14 protein-coding genes are annotated in these 15,961 nt (G+C 72.0%); 11 read left to right on the top strand and 3 right to left on the bottom strand.

From position 1 onward, the window contains the following. Position 1 precedes the first annotated feature (1 nt). Both HC362_RS11460 and HC362_RS11455 read right to left on the bottom strand, forming a co-directional pair. The gene (locus HC362_RS11460) at positions 2-1,597 is read right to left on the bottom strand and encodes a D-aminoacylase (protein WP_243083860.1); all 1,596 of its coding nucleotides are present in this window, start codon (positions 1,595-1,597) and stop codon (positions 2-4) included. Between the two features lie 13 nt (positions 1,598-1,610). Beyond that, positions 1,611-2,957, bottom strand: coding sequence for an alanine racemase (locus HC362_RS11455; RefSeq protein ID WP_243083859.1), 1,347 nt, complete (start codon positions 2,955-2,957; stop codon positions 1,611-1,613). Between the two features lie 182 nt (positions 2,958-3,139). Between HC362_RS11455 and HC362_RS11450 the strand changes: the two genes are divergently transcribed. The 6 genes from HC362_RS11450 to HC362_RS11425 all read left to right on the top strand — a co-directional run bounded on the left by HC362_RS11450 (position 3,140) and on the right by HC362_RS11425 (position 9,077). Next, positions 3,140-4,318: a sugar kinase gene (locus HC362_RS11450; protein WP_279240092.1), complete on the top strand. Its 1,179-nt coding sequence runs from the start codon at positions 3,140-3,142 to the stop codon at positions 4,316-4,318. Then, entirely contained in the window at positions 4,315-5,094 is a 780-nt protein-coding gene (locus HC362_RS11445) for an IclR family transcriptional regulator (RefSeq protein WP_243083858.1), read from the top strand. The genes HC362_RS11450 and HC362_RS11445 overlap by 4 nt, the downstream gene beginning before the upstream one ends. Before the next feature lie 12 nt (positions 5,095-5,106). Next, positions 5,107-5,520, top strand: a complete 414-nt coding sequence (locus HC362_RS11440) for a RidA family protein (protein ID WP_243083857.1) — start codon at positions 5,107-5,109, stop codon at positions 5,518-5,520. Positions 5,521-5,580: 60 nt separating this feature from the next. After that, positions 5,581-7,104 carry an SLC13 family permease gene (locus tag HC362_RS11435; protein ID WP_243083856.1) on the top strand — a complete coding sequence of 508 codons (1,524 nt, stop codon included), beginning with the start codon at positions 5,581-5,583 and terminating at the stop codon, positions 7,102-7,104. Positions 7,105-7,284: 180 nt separating this feature from the next. After that, positions 7,285-8,148, top strand: a complete 864-nt coding sequence (locus HC362_RS11430) for a serine protease (RefSeq protein ID WP_243083855.1) — start codon at positions 7,285-7,287, stop codon at positions 8,146-8,148. A gap of 68 nt (positions 8,149-8,216) precedes the next feature. Then, a complete protein-coding gene (locus HC362_RS11425) occupies positions 8,217-9,077 on the top strand; it encodes a serine protease (protein ID WP_243083854.1) in 861 nt (286 codons plus the stop codon). Between the two features lie 45 nt (positions 9,078-9,122). On the opposite strand, the gene HC362_RS11420 is transcribed toward HC362_RS11425, so the two are convergent. After that, positions 9,123-10,154 (bottom strand): chitinase, encoded by a 1,032-nt coding sequence (locus HC362_RS11420; protein WP_243083853.1) that lies wholly within the window; start codon positions 10,152-10,154, stop codon positions 9,123-9,125. A gap of 255 nt (positions 10,155-10,409) precedes the next feature. Between HC362_RS11420 and HC362_RS11415 the strand changes: the two genes are divergently transcribed. The 5 genes from HC362_RS11415 to HC362_RS11395 all read left to right on the top strand — a co-directional run bounded on the left by HC362_RS11415 (position 10,410) and on the right by HC362_RS11395 (position 15,956). Next, the gene (locus HC362_RS11415) at positions 10,410-11,717 is read left to right on the top strand and encodes an Nramp family divalent metal transporter (RefSeq protein ID WP_243083852.1); all 1,308 of its coding nucleotides are present in this window, start codon (positions 10,410-10,412) and stop codon (positions 11,715-11,717) included. 207 nt (positions 11,718-11,924) lie between these two features. Then, positions 11,925-12,896, top strand: coding sequence for a hypothetical protein (locus HC362_RS11410; protein WP_243083851.1), 972 nt, complete (start codon positions 11,925-11,927; stop codon positions 12,894-12,896). Continuing rightward, positions 12,893-13,636, top strand: a complete 744-nt coding sequence (gene cpaB, locus HC362_RS11405) for a Flp pilus assembly protein CpaB (RefSeq protein ID WP_243083850.1) — start codon at positions 12,893-12,895, stop codon at positions 13,634-13,636. The genes HC362_RS11410 and cpaB overlap by 4 nt, the downstream gene beginning before the upstream one ends. Before the next feature lie 7 nt (positions 13,637-13,643). Further along, the gene (locus HC362_RS11400) at positions 13,644-15,551 is read left to right on the top strand and encodes an AAA family ATPase (protein ID WP_243083849.1); all 1,908 of its coding nucleotides are present in this window, start codon (positions 13,644-13,646) and stop codon (positions 15,549-15,551) included. Positions 15,552-15,557: 6 nt separating this feature from the next. Further along, the gene (locus tag HC362_RS11395) at positions 15,558-15,956 is read left to right on the top strand and encodes a TadE family protein (RefSeq protein ID WP_243083848.1); all 399 of its coding nucleotides are present in this window, start codon (positions 15,558-15,560) and stop codon (positions 15,954-15,956) included. The last annotated feature ends 5 nt before the right edge of the window (positions 15,957-15,961 follow it).

Below are 15,961 nucleotides of genomic sequence, written 5' to 3'. Positions count from 1 at the left end.
CTCACCCCGTACGCCGCACTGCCCGTCCGGCCAGGACGTCCGTGCGGTGGCCGTCCTCGATGACCGGGCGCCCCGCGACGAAGACGTGGGGGATGCCCGTCGGGAGGGAGCGCGGTTCGGCGAAGGTGGCGGTGGCGGCGACCGTCTCGGGGTCGAAGAGGACCAGGTCGGCCACATAGCCCTCGCGGATCAGGCCGCGATCGGGCAGGCGGAGGCGGGCTGCCGGGCGGCCGGAGAGGTGGGCGACGCACTCCTCCAGGGAGAGGACGCCCAACTCGCGTACGTAGTGGCCGAGGTAGTGCGGAAACGTACCGTAGGCGCGGGGGTGCGGTTTCGCGCCTTGGAGGATGCCGTCGCTGCCCCCGGTGTGCACCCGGTGCCGCATGATCGCCCGGACGTTCTCCTCGTGGCCGACGTGTTGCAGGATCGTCGAGCCGAGCCGGTCCTCGGTCAGCAGCCGCAGCGCCGTGACCCACGGCTCCTCGCCGCGCAGCTCGGCGGACTCGGCGACCGTACGGCCCACATGGTCCGCCAGCGCCGGATCGCTGACACCGGAGATCTCGATGGTGTCCCACTCGATCGGTACCCCGTGGCAGCCGTCGGCGCCCTCGACCTCCAGCACGTGCCGGATACGGGCCGCCGTCGCCGGGTCGGCCAGCCGCGCCAGCGTCGCCTCGGGGCCGCCCTCGTTGGCCCAGCTCGGCAGCATGGCGGCCAGCGTGGTGCAGCCCGGTGTGTAGGGGTAGGTGTCGAGCGTGATGTCGGCGCCGTCCGCCAGCGCCGCGTCCAGGAGGGCGAGAAGCTCGGGCGCGCGGCCCTGGTTGACGCCGAAGTTCATGGTGGCGTGCGCGAGGTGGAGCGGGCAGCCCGCCTCGCGGGTGAGCGCCACCATCTCCGCGTACGCCTCCAGCGCGCCGGCGCCGTAGGAGCGGTGGTGCGGGCAGTAGTAGCCGCCCCACGCGGCCACCACCCGGCACAGTTCGGTCAGCTCGGCGTCGGAGGCGTACATGCCCGGGGTGTAGGTCAGCCCGGAGGACAGGCCCATGGCGCCCTGCTCCATCCCCTCGGCGACCAGGCGTTTCATGGTGGCCAGCTCGTCCGGCGCCGCCGGGCGGTCCTCCCAGCCCATGGCCAGCATCCGGACGCTGCCCTGCGGGATCAGATACGCCGCGTTGACGGCCGTGCCCTGGCGGTCGATGCGGTCCAGATAGCCGCCGACCGTACGCCAGTCGAAGTCGATGTCGCCGCCGTCGCCGTTCCAGCCGGTGATGGCCTCCCGGATCGCGGCGAGGGTGGTGTCGTCGGTGGGCGCGTACGACAGCCCGTCCTGGCCGAGCACTTCCAGGGTGACGCCCTGCGCCGCCTTGGCGGTGTGCGCCGGGTCCCGGAGGATCGCCAGGTCGGAGTGGGCGTGCATGTCGAGGAAGCCGGGAGCCAGTGCGAGACCGTCGGCGTCGATGGTGCGGGCGCCGCCGGGGCGCGGGGCCCCTTCCGGAGCCAGATGCGCGATACGGCCCTCGCGGAGGGCGACGTCGGCCCGGTAGGAGGGTGCGCCCGTGCCGTCGATGACGCGGGCGCCGCGGATGACGGTGTCCATGGGGGAGCGCGCCTCAGAAGAAGGTGCGGATCAGGTCGGTGACCGTGCCTTCGGCGTCCACCACGGGGATCACCTGCCACTTGTCGAAGATGGTGCACGGGTGGGACATCCCCAGGCCCACCCACTCGCCGATCTCCAGCTCGGTGCCGTCGGCCACCCGCAGCCAGGCGTGCTGGTCGCTGAGCCCTGTGACGGTAAGCCCTGTGGCGTCCCGCATGGTGCCCTCGCCGGACCCGGGCCGGGCGGTGCCACGCACCACGTGCGGCTCGGGGAGTTCCAGGTCGAAGGCGGCGTCCCGCTTGCCCCCGTTGAGGAACGCCTGCCCCGGCTCAGGACGGGAGACGACCTGGGTCCACAGCGTGAAGGCGGCCTGCAGTCCCCCTTCGTCGGGGTGCCGGTTGAACGGCGTCAGGCGGCGGTAGTGACCGTCGTCGTGGGAGACGTAGGCACCCGAGCGCAGCAGCTTCAGCGTCGGCGCCGAGAGTGTGGGCAGTTCGGCGAAGGCTTCGGCGACCGCGTCGAACCAGGCGCTGCCGCCCGCGCTGACCACGATCTCGTCCAGGTCCGCGAAATGGCCGGCGGCGTCCAGTGATACGGCCAGTCCGGTCAGCCGCCGCAGCCACCCGCGTACCGCCTCCAGCTCGGCGCCCGGCACTTCGCCCTCGTATCCGGCGACGCCCACCAGGCGCAGGGTGCCGGTCGCGGCCACCGCGTCCGCGATGGCGGCGCACTCGGCCTCTGTCCGCGCCCCGGTGCGTGCGCCGTCGCCAGCGCCCAGCTCCACCACCACCTCCACGGGACGCCGGGCCCCGGCGGCGCGCAGCGCCTCGTCCATCAGCGCGACGCCCTGCGGCGAGTCGACGTAGCAGATGAAGCGGAAGTCCGGGTCGGCGTCCAGTTCGGCGGCGAGCCAGCGCAGCGCCGCGGCGTCCACCAGCTCGTTGGCGAGGAAGATCCGCGGGACGCCGAAGGCGCGCGCCACCCGCGCCTGGTGCGGTACGGCGAGCGTGATGCCCCAGGCGCCGTGCTCCAGCTGACGGTTGAACAGCTGCGGCGCCATGGTCGTTTTGCCGTGCGGGGCGAAGGCGAGGCCGTGGCGCGCCGAGTAGTCGGCGAGCGCGGCCAGATTGTGCTCCAGGCGCTCGGCGGAGAGGGCGAGGACGGGGGTGGTGAAGCCGCCGGTGAACAGGGAGCGGCGTTCGGCGGCCAGCTCGCCCAGGGTGGTACCGGCGGCGGCAGCGTCCGGGGGCAGCCCCTTGAAGCGGTGGTCGGCCGGCTCGTCGGCGATGCGGGCCACAGCCGTTGCGTGGGCGACGTCACCGGTGGAGGCGGTTCCGGGGGAAGGGGTTGGGGCTGCCATGCGGTCTCCGTGGTAGCAGTAGCGACGTTGCTTGCTGTGCTGTTGCAAGCTGTGCAACGACCATTGCGTATAACGCTGAAAGCTGTCTAGCATCCCGCGGAACAGCCGGTCAATGGTGCCGGGAGCCGGCCGCCGGGCTCCCGGGCACCGACCGGGACACCGCAGCGAGGAGCAGCATCCCCGTGACCACCACCCGCCAAGTCGACGTCGTCTGCCTCGGCGAATCCATGGTCACGTTCCTGCCCGGCAGCACCGGCCCGCTCGCCGACGTGCCCTCCTTCGACCGGGCGATCGGCGGCGCCGAGTCCAACGTCGCCTGCACCCTGGCCCGCGCCGGTCACCGCGCCGCCTGGGTCAGCCGGGTCGGCACCGACGGCTTCGGCGACCACCTGGTCCGTACGATCGCCGCGCACGGCGTGGACACCAGCGCGGTCGAGCGCGACCCGGAGCGGCCCACCGGCATCTACTTCCGCACGAACGGCGAGCGCGCCACCGGTGCCGGGGAAGGAACCGGCCCCGCCGAAGGGACCGGCCCGCTCTCCGAAGTGCTCTACTACCGCGCCGGGTCGGCCGCCTCGGCCATGTCACCCGCCAACGTCCCGCGCCGGGCGCTCCACGCAGGCAAGGTGCTGCACCTGACCGGGATCACCGCCGCCCTCTCCACCGACTGCCTGGCCCTGCTGCGTGAGCTCACCTCGGCGCGCACCTCCGCGGAACGAGGCGGCGGCACCGGGCCGCTGGTCTCCTTCGACGTCAACTACCGCGTCGGCCTGTGGCGTACGCCCACCGTCGCGGAACCCGGCGCCGAGGTGCTGCGCGAACTCGCCCGGCACAGCGACCTCGTCTTCGTCGGCGAGGACGAGGCGGCCGCCGCCTGGGGAGTCACGGGCGGGCCCGATGCCGTACGGGAGGCGCTGCCCGAGCCGGCGGTGCTCGTCGTCAAACAGGGGGCGACGGGAGCCACCGCGTTCACCCGGGACGGGACAGCCGTCTTCGCGCCCGCGCTGCGGGTGGACGTCGTCTCCCCCGTGGGCGCGGGAGACGCCTTCGCCGCCGGCTTCCTGGCCGGCACCCTGCGCGGGCTGCCGGTCGACCAACGGCTGCGGCACGGGCATCTGATGGCCGCCGCCGCGCTCACGGACGCCGGTGACCTCGCCGCGCCGCCGGACCGCGACCTCGCCGACCGGCTGGCGGCCCTCGACGAGGGGAGCTGGGCGGGACTGCGGCTGGGCCCCGGCTGGACGACGCACGGGCCGCGAACCGCGCCAGCCGCCGGGCGGCCCGCCGAGCCGGCCCAGCCTGCCGAGCCCGCCGAGCCCGACCAGCCCGGCCATCGGGAGCCGGAGGTGCGTTCCGTATGAGCCAGACCGTCGACCGCGCCCTGAGCATCCTGCCGCTGCTCGCCGAGGGGCCCGCCAACCTGGAGCAGGTCGCCTCCCGGCTGCAGGTCCACAAGTCGACAGCGCTGCGGCTGCTGCGCACCCTGCACGAGCACGGCATGGTCTACCGCCAGCCCGACCAGCGCTACCGGCTCGGCGCGCGGCTGTTCGCGCTGGCGCAGCAGGCCATGGAGAGCCTCGACATCCGCGACATCGCCCACCCGCACCTGGCCGGGCTCAACGCCGCCTGCGGACACACGGTGCACCTGGCCGTCTACGAGGAGTACGCCGAGGACCAGGTCCTCTACATCGACAAGGTCGAGAGCCGCTACCCGGTCCGGATGTACTCGCGCATCGGCAAGCCCGTCGCCATCACCGTCGCCGCCGTGGCCAAGCTGCTGCTGGCCGACCTGCCGGAGCCGGAACGGCGCGCCGTCGCCGAACGGCTCGACTACCCCCGCTACACGCCCCGTTCCACACCCGACGCCGCCGCGTTCCTCGCGGAGCTCGCCAAGGTGCGCGAACAGGGCTGGGCCACCGACTTCGGTGGCCACGAGGAGTCCATCAACTGCGTCGCGGCGCCCATCCGCGGCGCCGACGGACGGGTGGTGGCGGCCATGTCGGTCTCCGCGCCCAACGTCGTCGTCTCAGCGGACGAACTCCTCGCCCTGCTGCCCCGCCTGCGACGGACCGCCGAGGCCATCAGCGCCGAGTACACGGGGCAGCCGCCCATTCACCCCGACCGGAACGACGAGTAAGAGAGCCGCACCATGAGCGAAAAGCCGGCCAAGACCGCCCTCACCCCGGCCACCCACACCACGCCGCCCGCGAAGTTCTCGCACGGCGTGCGCAAGGGCAACATCCTCCAGGTCGCAGGGCAGGTGGGCTTCGGCCCCGCCGTCGAAGGCCAGGCGCCGACGCCTGTCGGCCCCGGGCTGCGCGAGCAGACCCTGCAGACCCTCGCCAATGTGGAGGCCATCCTCGAGGAGGGCGGCGCCAGTTGGGAGGACGCGATGATGATCCGCGTCTATCTGACGGACACCGCGCACTTCGCGGAGTTCAACGAGATCTACAACGAGTACTTCGCCTCCCTCCAGCAGGCCCCGGCGGCGCGGACGACGGTGTACGTGGGGCTTCCGGCCGGACTCCTGGTCGAGATCGACGCGCTGGCCGTCCTCGGCTGAGGTACCCCCACCCCCGCTCAGGGGGTGGGGCTCCGCCCAGCACCGAACAACGGAGTTCTCATGCTGCTCGCCGCCGAAAGGACACCGCCCCACACGGGCGGCCTCCTCGCGCTCATACCCGGCACCGGGGGCCTGCTCACCGTGGCGGCCCTCGGTATCGCCCTGCTGCTCGTGCTCATCATCAAGGTCCGCCTCCAGCCGTTCGTCGCGCTGCTCGCCGTCTCCATCGCGGTGGGTCTCGGGGCCGGACTGTCCGTCACCGAACTCTTCGGCACCGTCCAGAAGTCCGACGCCGTCTCGATGATCGAGTCGGGGATGGGCGGCATCCTCGGCCACGTCGCGATCATCATCGGCCTCGGCACCATGCTGGGGGCGATCCTGGAGGTCAGCGGGGGCGCCGAGGCGCTCTCGGCCCGGCTGCTGGGGCTGTTCGGCGAGCGGCGCGCACCGCTCGCCATGGGGCTGACCGGCCTGATCTTCGGCATCCCCGTCTTCTTCGACGTCGGCATCTTCGTGCTGGCGCCCATCATCTACGCGGCGGCCAAGAGGAGCGGCAAGTCGATCCTCCTCTACTGCATGCCGATGCTCGCCGGGCTGTCGATGACGCACGCGTTCCTGCCCCCGCACCCGGGTCCGGTGGCCGCCGCCGGGCTGCTGGACGTGGAGCTGGGCTGGGTCATCCTGATGGGCGTCGTCTGCGGTGTCCCCGCGGTGCTCGCCGCCTGGGGGTACGCGGCGTGGATCGGCAACCGGATCTTCGTCGAGGTGCCGCAGGACATGCTGGAGGCCGCCGAGGAGGCCAAGCGTGCCGTAGCGGCGGAGAAGCGCGCGCATGCCACCGGCGGCGCCGGCGCGAGCGGCACCGACAGCACCGGCGGCGCCGACAGCACCGGCGGCGCCGACGCCGAGGAGCAGCCGGTCGCCCTCGGTACGGTGCTGGCCATCATCGGTACGCCGCTGGTGCTGATCCTCGCCGCCACCTTCTCCTCCCTCGCGCTCGACCCCTCCACCGTCCGCTCGGTCATCGAGTTCGTGGGCCACCCGTTCGTGGCGCTGACCGTCGCCCTGCTGCTGGCGTACTACCTGCTGGGGCTGCGCCGGGGCTGGACCCGTAAGTCGCTGGAGACGGTCTCAACGGCCTCGCTCAAGCCGGTCGGCAACATCCTGCTGGTCGTCGGCGCGGGCGGGGTCTTCGGTGCCGTACTCCAGGGCTCGGGCGTCGCGCAGGCCCTCGCCGACGTGTTCGGGGACGCCGGGCTGCCGGTGGTCGTGCTGGCGTATCTGATCTCGCTGGTGCTGCGGGTGGCGCAGGGCTCGGCGACGGTCGCCATCGTCACCACGGCCGGCATCGTGGCGCCGCTGCTGGCGCAGGGAGATCCCTCGCAGGCGCACCTGGCGCTGGTCATCATGGCGATCTCGGCCGGGTCCATCTTCGCCTCGCACGTCAACGACGGCGGATTCTGGATGGTCGCCAAGTACTTCGGCATCTCAGAGCGCGACACGCTCGCGTCCTGGACGGTGCTGGAGTCCGTGCTGTCGGTCGCCGGCTTCGCGGTGGCGGCGGTGCTGAGCATCTTCGTCTGACGCGCCCGCCCGGCGCGCAGGCGGGCGCGGCCCCGGGCGGGAAAATCCACATACGACACAACACCCCCGGAATCGGCTCTCCCGATTCCGGGGGTGCTCTTGTGGTGGGCCCCAACTGGTCCAAGAATGCACGGCGTCGGACCGAACGAACCTTCGGTATCAAGAGAGGAACCCCCACCCGTGAACAGACCTCTCGCAACCTCCCTCTCCGCCGCGCTCTTCGGCGCCGCGGCACTCACCGGCATCGCCGCGGCACCCGTGGCGGCCGCCGACAGCGGCAAGGCGAACCCCAAGGCCCCCAAGGCCGAGGCCGTACCCTCCTTCGAGGGCACCGTGGCGCTCAGCAACTGCTCGGGCTCGGTGGTCAAGATGCCCACCTCGCAGCCCGACGACCCCGCGCTGGTCCTCTCCAACGGCCACTGCCTGGAGACGGGCATGCCCCAGCCGGGGCAGGTCGTCAAGGACCAGGCATCCAGGCGCTCCTTCACCCTGCTGAGGGCGAACGGCGGCTACGCCGGCACCATCCGCGCCACCAAGGTCGCCTACGCGACGATGACCGACACCGACGTCTCGCTGTACCAGGTCGGCTCCACCTACCGGCAGATCGAGTCCCGGTTCGGCATCAAGGCGCTCGACGTCGAGGCGGCACACCCCACCAAGGGCCGGGACATCACCGTCGTGTCCGGGTACTGGCGCGAGAAGTTCGGCTGCTCGCTCGACGGCTTCGCCTACCGGCTCAAGGAGGCCGGCTGGACGATGAAGGACTCCCTGCGCTACACCGCCGACTGTCGTACCAAGGGCGGTACGTCCGGCTCCCCCGTCATCGACAACGCCACCGGCAAGGTCGTCGGGGTCAACAACACCCGCAACGAGGACGGCGAGCGGTGCACGCTCAACAACCCCTGTGAGGTGGACGAGAACGGCCAGGTCACCGTCCGCTACGGGATCGGCTACGGCCAGCAGACCTACATCATCGCGCCGTGCGTGGGAGCGGGGAACAAGATCGACCTCGACCGTACGGGCTGCACGCTCCCCAAGCCGTAACGCGACACCGCTGTACGGACGTTGGGGCCCTCCTGTCCCTGTCGTCAAACCGGAAGAATGAGGAGTACATGAGAAAGCCCCTCGTCAGTACGCTCGCGGCGGCGCTGTTCGGCGCCGCCGCTCTCACGGGCATAGCCGCGGCACCGGCGGTGGCCGCCGCCGACAGCGGCCAGGCGGCGGCCCACCGCGGCACCCCCTCCTTCGAGGGCACCGTGGCGCTCAGCAACTGCTCCGGCTCCGTCGTCAAGCTCAAGCACTCCAGGGCCAGTGACCCGGCGCTCGTCCTGTCCAACGGCCACTGCCTCCAGGAGGGCATGCCCGGCGCGGGCGAGGTCGTGGTCGACAAGAAGACCAGCCGCGACTTCACGCTGCTCAACGCGGACGGCAGCGACGCCGGGAAGATCCACTCCGACAAGATCGCCTACGCGACCATGACGGACACCGACATCTCCCTGTACGAGACGACCTCCACGTACAAGGAGATCAAGAAGAAGTACGGCATCGACGCGCTGACGCTGGATGCCAGGCACCCGCGCCAGGGCCGGGACATCACTGTCGTCTCCGGCTACTGGAAGGAGAAGTTCGGCTGCGCCGTCGACGGGTTCGCCTACCGGCTGAAGGAGGCGGACTGGACCTGGAAGGACTCCATCCGCTACACCATGGCCTGCCAGACCAAGGGCGGCACCTCCGGCTCCCCGGTGATCGACAACCGCACCGGCAAGGTCATCGGCGTCAACAACACCCACAACGAGGACGGCGAGCGGTGCACGCTCAACAACCCGTGTGAGGTGGACAAGAGCGGCAACGTCACCGTCCGCTACCTCAACGCCTACGGCCAGCAGACCTATCTGATCAACTCCTGCTTCGGCCGCGGGAACCAGCTCAACCTCGATGCGCGGCGCTGCGTGCTGCCGGAGCCGACGAAGTAGTTCTGTCCCCGCGCCCCGTCAGGGGCGCGGGGAACTGCCCGAGGGTCAGGGCAAGCCGTGGACGTGGGGGCCCACCGTGCTCGACCACTTGTTGCCGTTGCTCGCGTCCCACGCCGTTGACCAGGTCATCGCGCCGCGGATGCCGGGCCACTTCTCGTCGGGCGTGAAGCTGCCGCAGCCGGTGCCCTTGGCCAGGCAGTCCAGCGCGTTGTTGACCACGCCCGGGTCGACGTAGCCGGAGCCCGCGGCGCGCGGTGAGGCGGGGGTGCCGATGCCGACCTGGGAGGGGTCGAGGCCGCCCTTGATCTGTACGCAGGCGAGCGCGGTGAGGAAGTCGACGGTGCCGGCCGAGTAGACCTTGCCGTCGCAGCCGTTCATCGAGCCGCTGTTGTAGTACTGCGTGTGGACGACGGTCAGATAGCTCTTGATGTTGAGCGCCGTCTTGAAGTACGCGTTGCCCGGCGACTGCATGTCGATCGTCTGCGGCGCCATCGTCACCACCACGTCGCTCTTGGCGGCGTGGATCGCGTCGAGGGCCTTGGTCATATAGGTCGCGTCGAGGCCGTTCTCCAGGTCGATGTCGACGCCGTCGAAGCCGTACTCGTCCATCAGCGAGACGATGCTCGTGGCGAAGGCGTCAGCCGAGGCGCCGTCGTTGACCGAGACCGCGCCCTTCTCGCCGCCCACGGAGACGACGACGGACTTGCCGGCGGCCTGTTTGGCGGCGATGTCCGCCTTGAACTGCTGCTCGGAGTAGTTGAGCGCAGGGTCGAGGTGGAAGTCGACCTGGCCCGGTGTGCCGGTCGCGTCCGCGAAGGCGACGGCGATGATGTCGTACTCGTCCTGCACGTCGGCGAGGGTCTGCACGGTCGCGCCGTTGTCGAAGTTCTGCCAGTAGCCGGTGACGGCGTGCGCGGGCACCTGGGAGGCGCCGACCCGGGGCCCGGGTCCTGTGGGGTCCTCGGCGTGCGCGGCGGCCGGGCCGAAGGCGAACAGACCGCCCGCCGCAAGAGCCGAGGCGGCGAGAGCGACGAGTGCGCGGGGGAACGGGATACGTCTGGAGTGGGAACGTGCCACAACTGCCTCCGGTGTGGGGGGAAAGGGAGGTGTGGTGCGCGTGCGCCGTACAACCTGGTCCAGACCAATAAGGATGTCAAGGCGTCGGACGGTGATCGCCCGGTGACCGCGCCGGGAAAGCGGGCCCGTTCCGTGGCCCGCACCCCCTTGTGCTGATCGTCCGCAGGCGGTTACATCACCTGCGACCTGCACGGTCGCCCCCCGGGGACCGGCACGGTCGCCCACCCTCGAAGCGCGCGTACGGCGGAGGTCGGCATGGCAGCGGAGGACATCACACCCGGTACGGCCGACGGCGCCACGCCCCCGGTTCGCAGGCCCAGTTGGAAGATGATCGGCCCCGGCATCGTGGTCGCGGCCACCGGCGTCGGCGCCGGGGACCTGGTCGCCACGCTCATCGCGGGCAGCAAGTTCGGCTACACCCTGCTGTGGGCCGCCGTCATCGGCTGCATCGTCAAGATCGCCCTCGCCGAGGCGACCGGCCGCTGGCACCTGGCCACCGGCCGCACCATCTTCGACGGCTGGCGCAGCCTCGGGCCCTGGACCACGGTCTACTTCGCGGTCTACGTCGTCATCTGGGGCTTCGTCTACGGTGCGACCGCCATGTCCTCCAGTGCGCTGCCGCTCCAGGCGCTCTTCGGCGATGCGCTGCCGCTCAAGGCCTGGGCGATCATCACGGGGCTGACAGGGCTGCTGTTCGTATGGACGAACCGCTACGCCATCGTCGAGAAGATCATGATGCTCTTCGTCGGCGTGATGTTCCTGGTCGTGGTCTACGTCGCGATCCGGGTCAGCCCCGACCTGGGCGACGCCTTCGCCGGACTGCTGCCCGTCCTGCCGTCCGGCTCCATGATCTACACCCTCGGCCTGATCGGCGGCGTCGGCGGCACCATCACCATGGCCGCGTACGGCTACTGGATCAACGCCAAGGGCTGGGCCGACAGCAGCTGGATGAAGATGATGCGGCTCGACAACCGCGTCGCCTACCTCACCACGGGCATCTTCGTCGTGGCCATGCTGATCATCGGCGCCGAGCTGCTGCACTCCACGAACCTGGCACTCGCCTCCGGCGACAAGGGCCTCCTGGACCTGGACGACGTCCTGGAGAAGCGCTTCGGCAGCTCCACCTCCACCCTCTTCCTGGTCGGCTTCTTCGCCGCCTCCTTCTCCTCGCTGGTGGGCGTCTGGCACGGCGTGAGCCTGATGTTCGCCGACTTCGTGGAGCGGCTGAAGGCCGCACGCGGCCTGACACCGGACGCCGGTGTCGCGCCGCTCACCCGTGGCGAGCGGGAGCGCTCGATACCCTTCCGCGGCTACCTGCTGTGGCTGACCTTCCCTCCGATGACCCTGCTCTGGCTGGACCAGCCCTTCGGCCTCGTCGTCGCCTACGGCGTGCTGGGCGCCTTCTTCATGCCCTTCCTCGCCGCCACCCTCCTGTGGCTCCTCAACAGCGGCCGCACCCCCCGCGAGTGGCGCAACGGCTGGCTCAGCAACCTCCTGCTGGCCGCCTCCTGCGTCCTGTTCCTCATCCTGTGCGTCGAACAGGTCCGCGACCTCCCCTGGTGACGCCTGATGCCCCCTGGCGCCTCTTGGTGCCTCTGGTGCGGGGATCGGTGTACGGGGACCGGTGTGGGGGATTGATGTGCGGGGTCGGGCGGGTAGTGGTGTCGCTGGTCCGGTTTCGGGGGACGGTGCACGTTTCGGCGAACGGTTCACGGTGCGGGGGGCCATGGCTACTGTGGTAGGCCGGTGGCGGCCCCGGGGGAGGCGGATGTGTCTACGGCGTTAGCGGTCACCAGCCCCGACCACCTGCTCGCCGCCACCGACCGGCACACCCCGCACGCCCATGTGTTCCCCCCGCCGGACGAGCAGCCGCTGGCGGAAGCCCTCGCGCAGACGCAGGCCCTGCTGGAACAGCACGGCTATCTCCTGACCGTCTTCCCCGCGACCCTGCCCACCCCGTTCCGGCACCGGCTGCACACCGTCCGCTCGCTGCTGGAGAGCCGGCGCATCGCGCTGTTGCCGGTGGAGCTGCCGCCGCTGGCCTGCGGGATGCTCGTACGGCAGCTGCGGCAGCTGTCCCTGTGCGACTTCACGCCCGGAGTGCTGGGCGCGGCGGCGCGGCTGCTGACGCACTATCTGTACGCCGGTGCCGTGCTCGGCTCGGTCGCCAAGCTGGACCGGGTGCCGGTCGCGGTCGGCTCGCACGCCCGCTCCTGGCTGCCCGGCACCCAGTTCGCCGTCCTCGCCGCGCCCACGCCCGAACTGATCAGGCTGGGGACGCCAGGCTCCGAAGGAGGGCTGACCGGGCCGAGGTTCGCCACGGAGCTGACCGTCGCGCCCGGGCAGCTCTCCGCCGACTGGGCCCTGCGCACCCTGCCGGCCCGCTGGCGGGTGGCGCGGGTGCACGAGACCCCGCTGCCCCGGGACTCGGCGGCCTGGTGGGGTACGGCCAAGCTGACGGAGTTCGTGGCGGCCATCCCCGATGTCTCGGTCCTCTACCAGCTCGTCGCCTCCGTACGGCGTGACGAGTGCCCCGGCTGCGGCCTCGAACTCATCGGCGACCGGTGCGCGTTCTGTGCCACCCCGCTGCCACCCGCGCCGACCGCGTCCTCCGTACCACCGGCACCTCGCGCCCCGGCACCTCGCGCGCCTTCCACTCCGCCGCCCGTGCCCTCCGCAGCCCCCTCGGCCCCCGCCACGTCCGAGCCCGTCGTCGCCGACCCCAGAGGTATCCGTCCATGAACTCACGCCAGCGCCGCGGCGTCCTCCTGCTGGTCCTCTCGGTCCTGTGCGCCCTCGCCGCGTTCGCCGGGGTGCTCGCCGTCGTCAGGAACGTGGAGTCCAAGGTGGGCGACGAGACGACGGCCTACAAGCTGAAGGAGGACGTGCCCGCCTACCGGTCGCTGGACAGCTCGCAGTTCACCGAGGTCTCCATGCCCCGGCGGTGGCTGCCCAGCACCGCCGTCACGGATCTGAGCGACATCCGCCGCAAGATCGCCGTGAACCCGCTCGAGAAGGGCTCGCTCCTCCAGTCCGACATGATGGCCGAGCGGCCCGAACTGAAGGCGGGCGAGCAGGAGCTCGCCATCATGATCGACGCGGAGACCGGCGTCGCCGGGAAGATCAACCCTGGCAACCGCGTCAACATCTACGCCACCTTCGAGGGCGAGCAGCGCCCCGGTGGCAAGGGTGACGGAGAAACCAAGGCGCCGTCCGAGTCCCGCGTCATCGTCAGCCGCGCCAAGGTCATCGACGTCGGCAAGCTGACCCCGCTGGAGGACGACGGCGACCGCGACGAGCGCACCCGGCAGCGCGAACGCGACGGCGTGCCCATCACCTTCGCGCTCACCGCCAAGGACGCCCAGCGGGTGGCCTACGCGGAGTCGTTCGCCGAGCACGTCAGGCTCGCCCTGGTGGCGCCGGGTGACGACACCGAGGTCCCCGAGGAGGACCGCATCTACACGCTCCCCGGAGACAAGTGAGGCCACGATGGTGATCCGCATCCAGCCGGCTGTCAGCGACCCGGACGCGGCGCGCCCGCTGGTCACCCTGCTCAGCCAGCTCCCCGACGCCGAGCCCGTGCCGCCCGCCGTCGACTCGACCCAGCTGCTGGACTCGCTGGCCCAGCAGGCCGGCGAGGCACCCGCCGAGCTGCCCGAGGTGGTCCTCGTCCACGAGCTGATCGGTCCGGTGCCCGCGCTGGAGCTGATCAGCCAGGTGGCCCTCCAGTTCCCCGCCGTGGGCGTCGTCCTGGTCACCCAGGACACCAGCCCGGCGCTGTACGCGGCCGCCATGGACGCCGGAGCGCGCGGAGTCGCCGGGCTGCCGCTCGGTTACGACGAGCTGGCGGCGCGGGTCGGCGCCGCCGCGGCCTGGGCCACCGGTGTCCGCCGCCATCTGGGCGGTTACGAGGACGCCGGGTACGGGAGCGAACCGTACGGTCCCGGTGGGCAGGGCGGCGGCACCGTCGTCACCGTCGCGGGCGCCAAGGGCGGTGTCGGCACCACCCTGGCCGCCGTCCAGCTCGCCCTCGCCGCGCGGGCCTCCGGCCGGGCCACGGTGCTGGTGGACCTCGACCTCCAGGCCGGGGACGTCGCCTCCTATCTGGACGTGCGCTTCCGCAGGTCCGTCGCCGACCTGGCCGGGATCAAGGACCTGACCCCACGGGTCCTCCAGGACGCCGTCTACGTGCACGAGACCGGCCTGGCGCTGCTGCTGGCACCGGAGGAGGGGGAGCGCGGCGAGGACGTGGACGAGCGGGCAGCGCGCCAACTGGTGGCCGCGCTGCGCTCCCGCTACGAGCTCGTCGTCCTCGACTGCGGCACCCAGATGCACGCGGCCAACGCCGCGGCCGTCGAGGCGGCCGACCTCGCGCTGCTGCTGACCACCCCCGATGTGATCGCCGTACGCGGTGCGAAGCGGATGGTGCGGCTGTGGGAACGGCTCCAGATCCGCAAGGCGGAGGAGACGGTCACCGTCGTCAACCGGGCCTCCCGGCACACCGAGATCCAGCCGGACCTCATCGCCCGTATCACCGGCAGCCCGGTGGCCCGCACGGCCGTGCCCGCGGGCTTCAAGGAGCTCCAGTCCGCGCTGGACGCCGGGCGGATGCAGGATCTGGACGCCAAGGGCAGCGTACGGCAGGCACTGTGGGGGCTGGCGGGCGAACTCGGCCTGGCGGCGGACGTGGACGGGGAGCAGCAGCGCTTCCCCGCCCGGCGGCGCGGGGGCGGACGGCAGGGCGGCGGACGGCACCAGGGGCGCGTCGGCGCCGTCGGTGCCGGCGGCTCGGGCAGGGCCGGCGGCTCCGGCAGCGCTGCGGGCTCCGGTGGGCCCGGCGCGGCCGGGGCAGCCGGGCACAGACCCGCGCTCGCCGCGCAGCCGCAGCACGCCCTGCCACCCGGCGCGACACCTGGTCCGGGGTCGGGACCGGGTCCGGCTCAGGGCCAGGGCCAGGCCACTTCCCCCCTCGGCTCGGACCGTGGGGCCGTCGGGTTCCTGCGCCGCCGGGTGTCGCCCCACCTGCGGGAGGGTGGTGACCGGGGGGCGCTGAGCGTGGAGTTCGCCGGGATGGTGCCCATCGTGCTGGTGACCCTGGTGCTGCTGTGGCAGTGCGTGCTGATCGGCTACACCTTCTCCCTCGCGGGCAACTCCGCCGACGAGGCCGCACGCGCCGCCACCGCGGCCGCCGCCTACGGGGACCCGCAGGGCGCGTGCGAGGCGGCGGCGCGCGCGCACCTGCCCGCCAAGTGGCGCGCGGGCGCCGAAGTCGACTGCTCGCGCGGCGGCACCGTCTGGAAGGCACACGTCGACCTGCGGACGCCACTGCTCTTCCCGGGCGGCGCCGACCTGCCGTTCGCGGTCGGCGGCAAGGCGGGCGCCGCGGAGGAGGGGTGAGGGGACATGGCTGCCGCGCGTACCCGTGCGAGCGAGCGCGACCGCGGCTCCAGCGCGCTGGAGTTCGCCGGAATGCTGCCGCTGCTGCTGCTCGTCGCGATGGCGGCCATCCAGCTCGGCATCGTCGGCTACGCGGTGCAGCAGGCGGGCACCGGCGCCCGGGCCGCTGCCCGGGTGGCCTCCCAGGAGGAGATCGCCGACCGGTACGAGGCGAGCGGGCGCGCCGCGATGTCCGACTGGACGGCGCGCCGCAGCAGTTTCGCGCTCGCGGACAGCGGGGACGAGGTGAAGGTCACCGCCACCGTGACCATCCCCTCCCTCCTCCCCGGCATCGACAGCATGGGCACCGCCTCCCGCTCCGCGACCATGCCGAGCGACAGCCGCCAACCAGGGGGAGACGAATGAGCGAG

Origin of the sequence: Streptomyces sp. 891-h, from assembly GCF_022760275.1 — a bacterium.
In the GTDB taxonomy this organism is placed as follows: Bacteria; Actinomycetota; Actinomycetes; order Streptomycetales; family Streptomycetaceae; genus Streptomyces; species Streptomyces spirodelae.
This window is presented reverse-complemented; position numbering and strand designations above follow the sequence as displayed.

Bases quoted from the DNA above. Each gene is read 5' to 3' on its own strand.
- HC362_RS11455 (WP_243083859.1), bottom strand. From the start codon at position 2,957: ATGGCAGCCCCAACCCCTTCCCCCGGAACCGCCTCCACCGGTGACGTC.
- cpaB (WP_243083850.1), top strand. From the start codon at position 12,893: ATGAACTCACGCCAGCGCCGCGGCGTCCTCCTGCTGGTCCTCTCGGTC.
- HC362_RS11400 (WP_243083849.1), top strand. From the start codon at position 13,644: ATGGTGATCCGCATCCAGCCGGCTGTCAGCGACCCGGACGCGGCGCGC.
- HC362_RS11440 (WP_243083857.1), top strand. From the start codon at position 5,107: ATGAGCGAAAAGCCGGCCAAGACCGCCCTCACCCCGGCCACCCACACC.
- HC362_RS11425 (WP_243083854.1), top strand. From the start codon at position 8,217: ATGAGAAAGCCCCTCGTCAGTACGCTCGCGGCGGCGCTGTTCGGCGCC.
- HC362_RS11415 (WP_243083852.1), top strand. From the start codon at position 10,410: ATGGCAGCGGAGGACATCACACCCGGTACGGCCGACGGCGCCACGCCC.
- HC362_RS11395 (WP_243083848.1), top strand. From the start codon at position 15,558: ATGGCTGCCGCGCGTACCCGTGCGAGCGAGCGCGACCGCGGCTCCAGC.
- HC362_RS11445 (WP_243083858.1), top strand. From the start codon at position 4,315: ATGAGCCAGACCGTCGACCGCGCCCTGAGCATCCTGCCGCTGCTCGCC.
- HC362_RS11460 (WP_243083860.1), bottom strand. From the start codon at position 1,597: ATGGACACCGTCATCCGCGGCGCCCGCGTCATCGACGGCACGGGCGCA.
- HC362_RS11435 (WP_243083856.1), top strand. From the start codon at position 5,581: ATGCTGCTCGCCGCCGAAAGGACACCGCCCCACACGGGCGGCCTCCTC.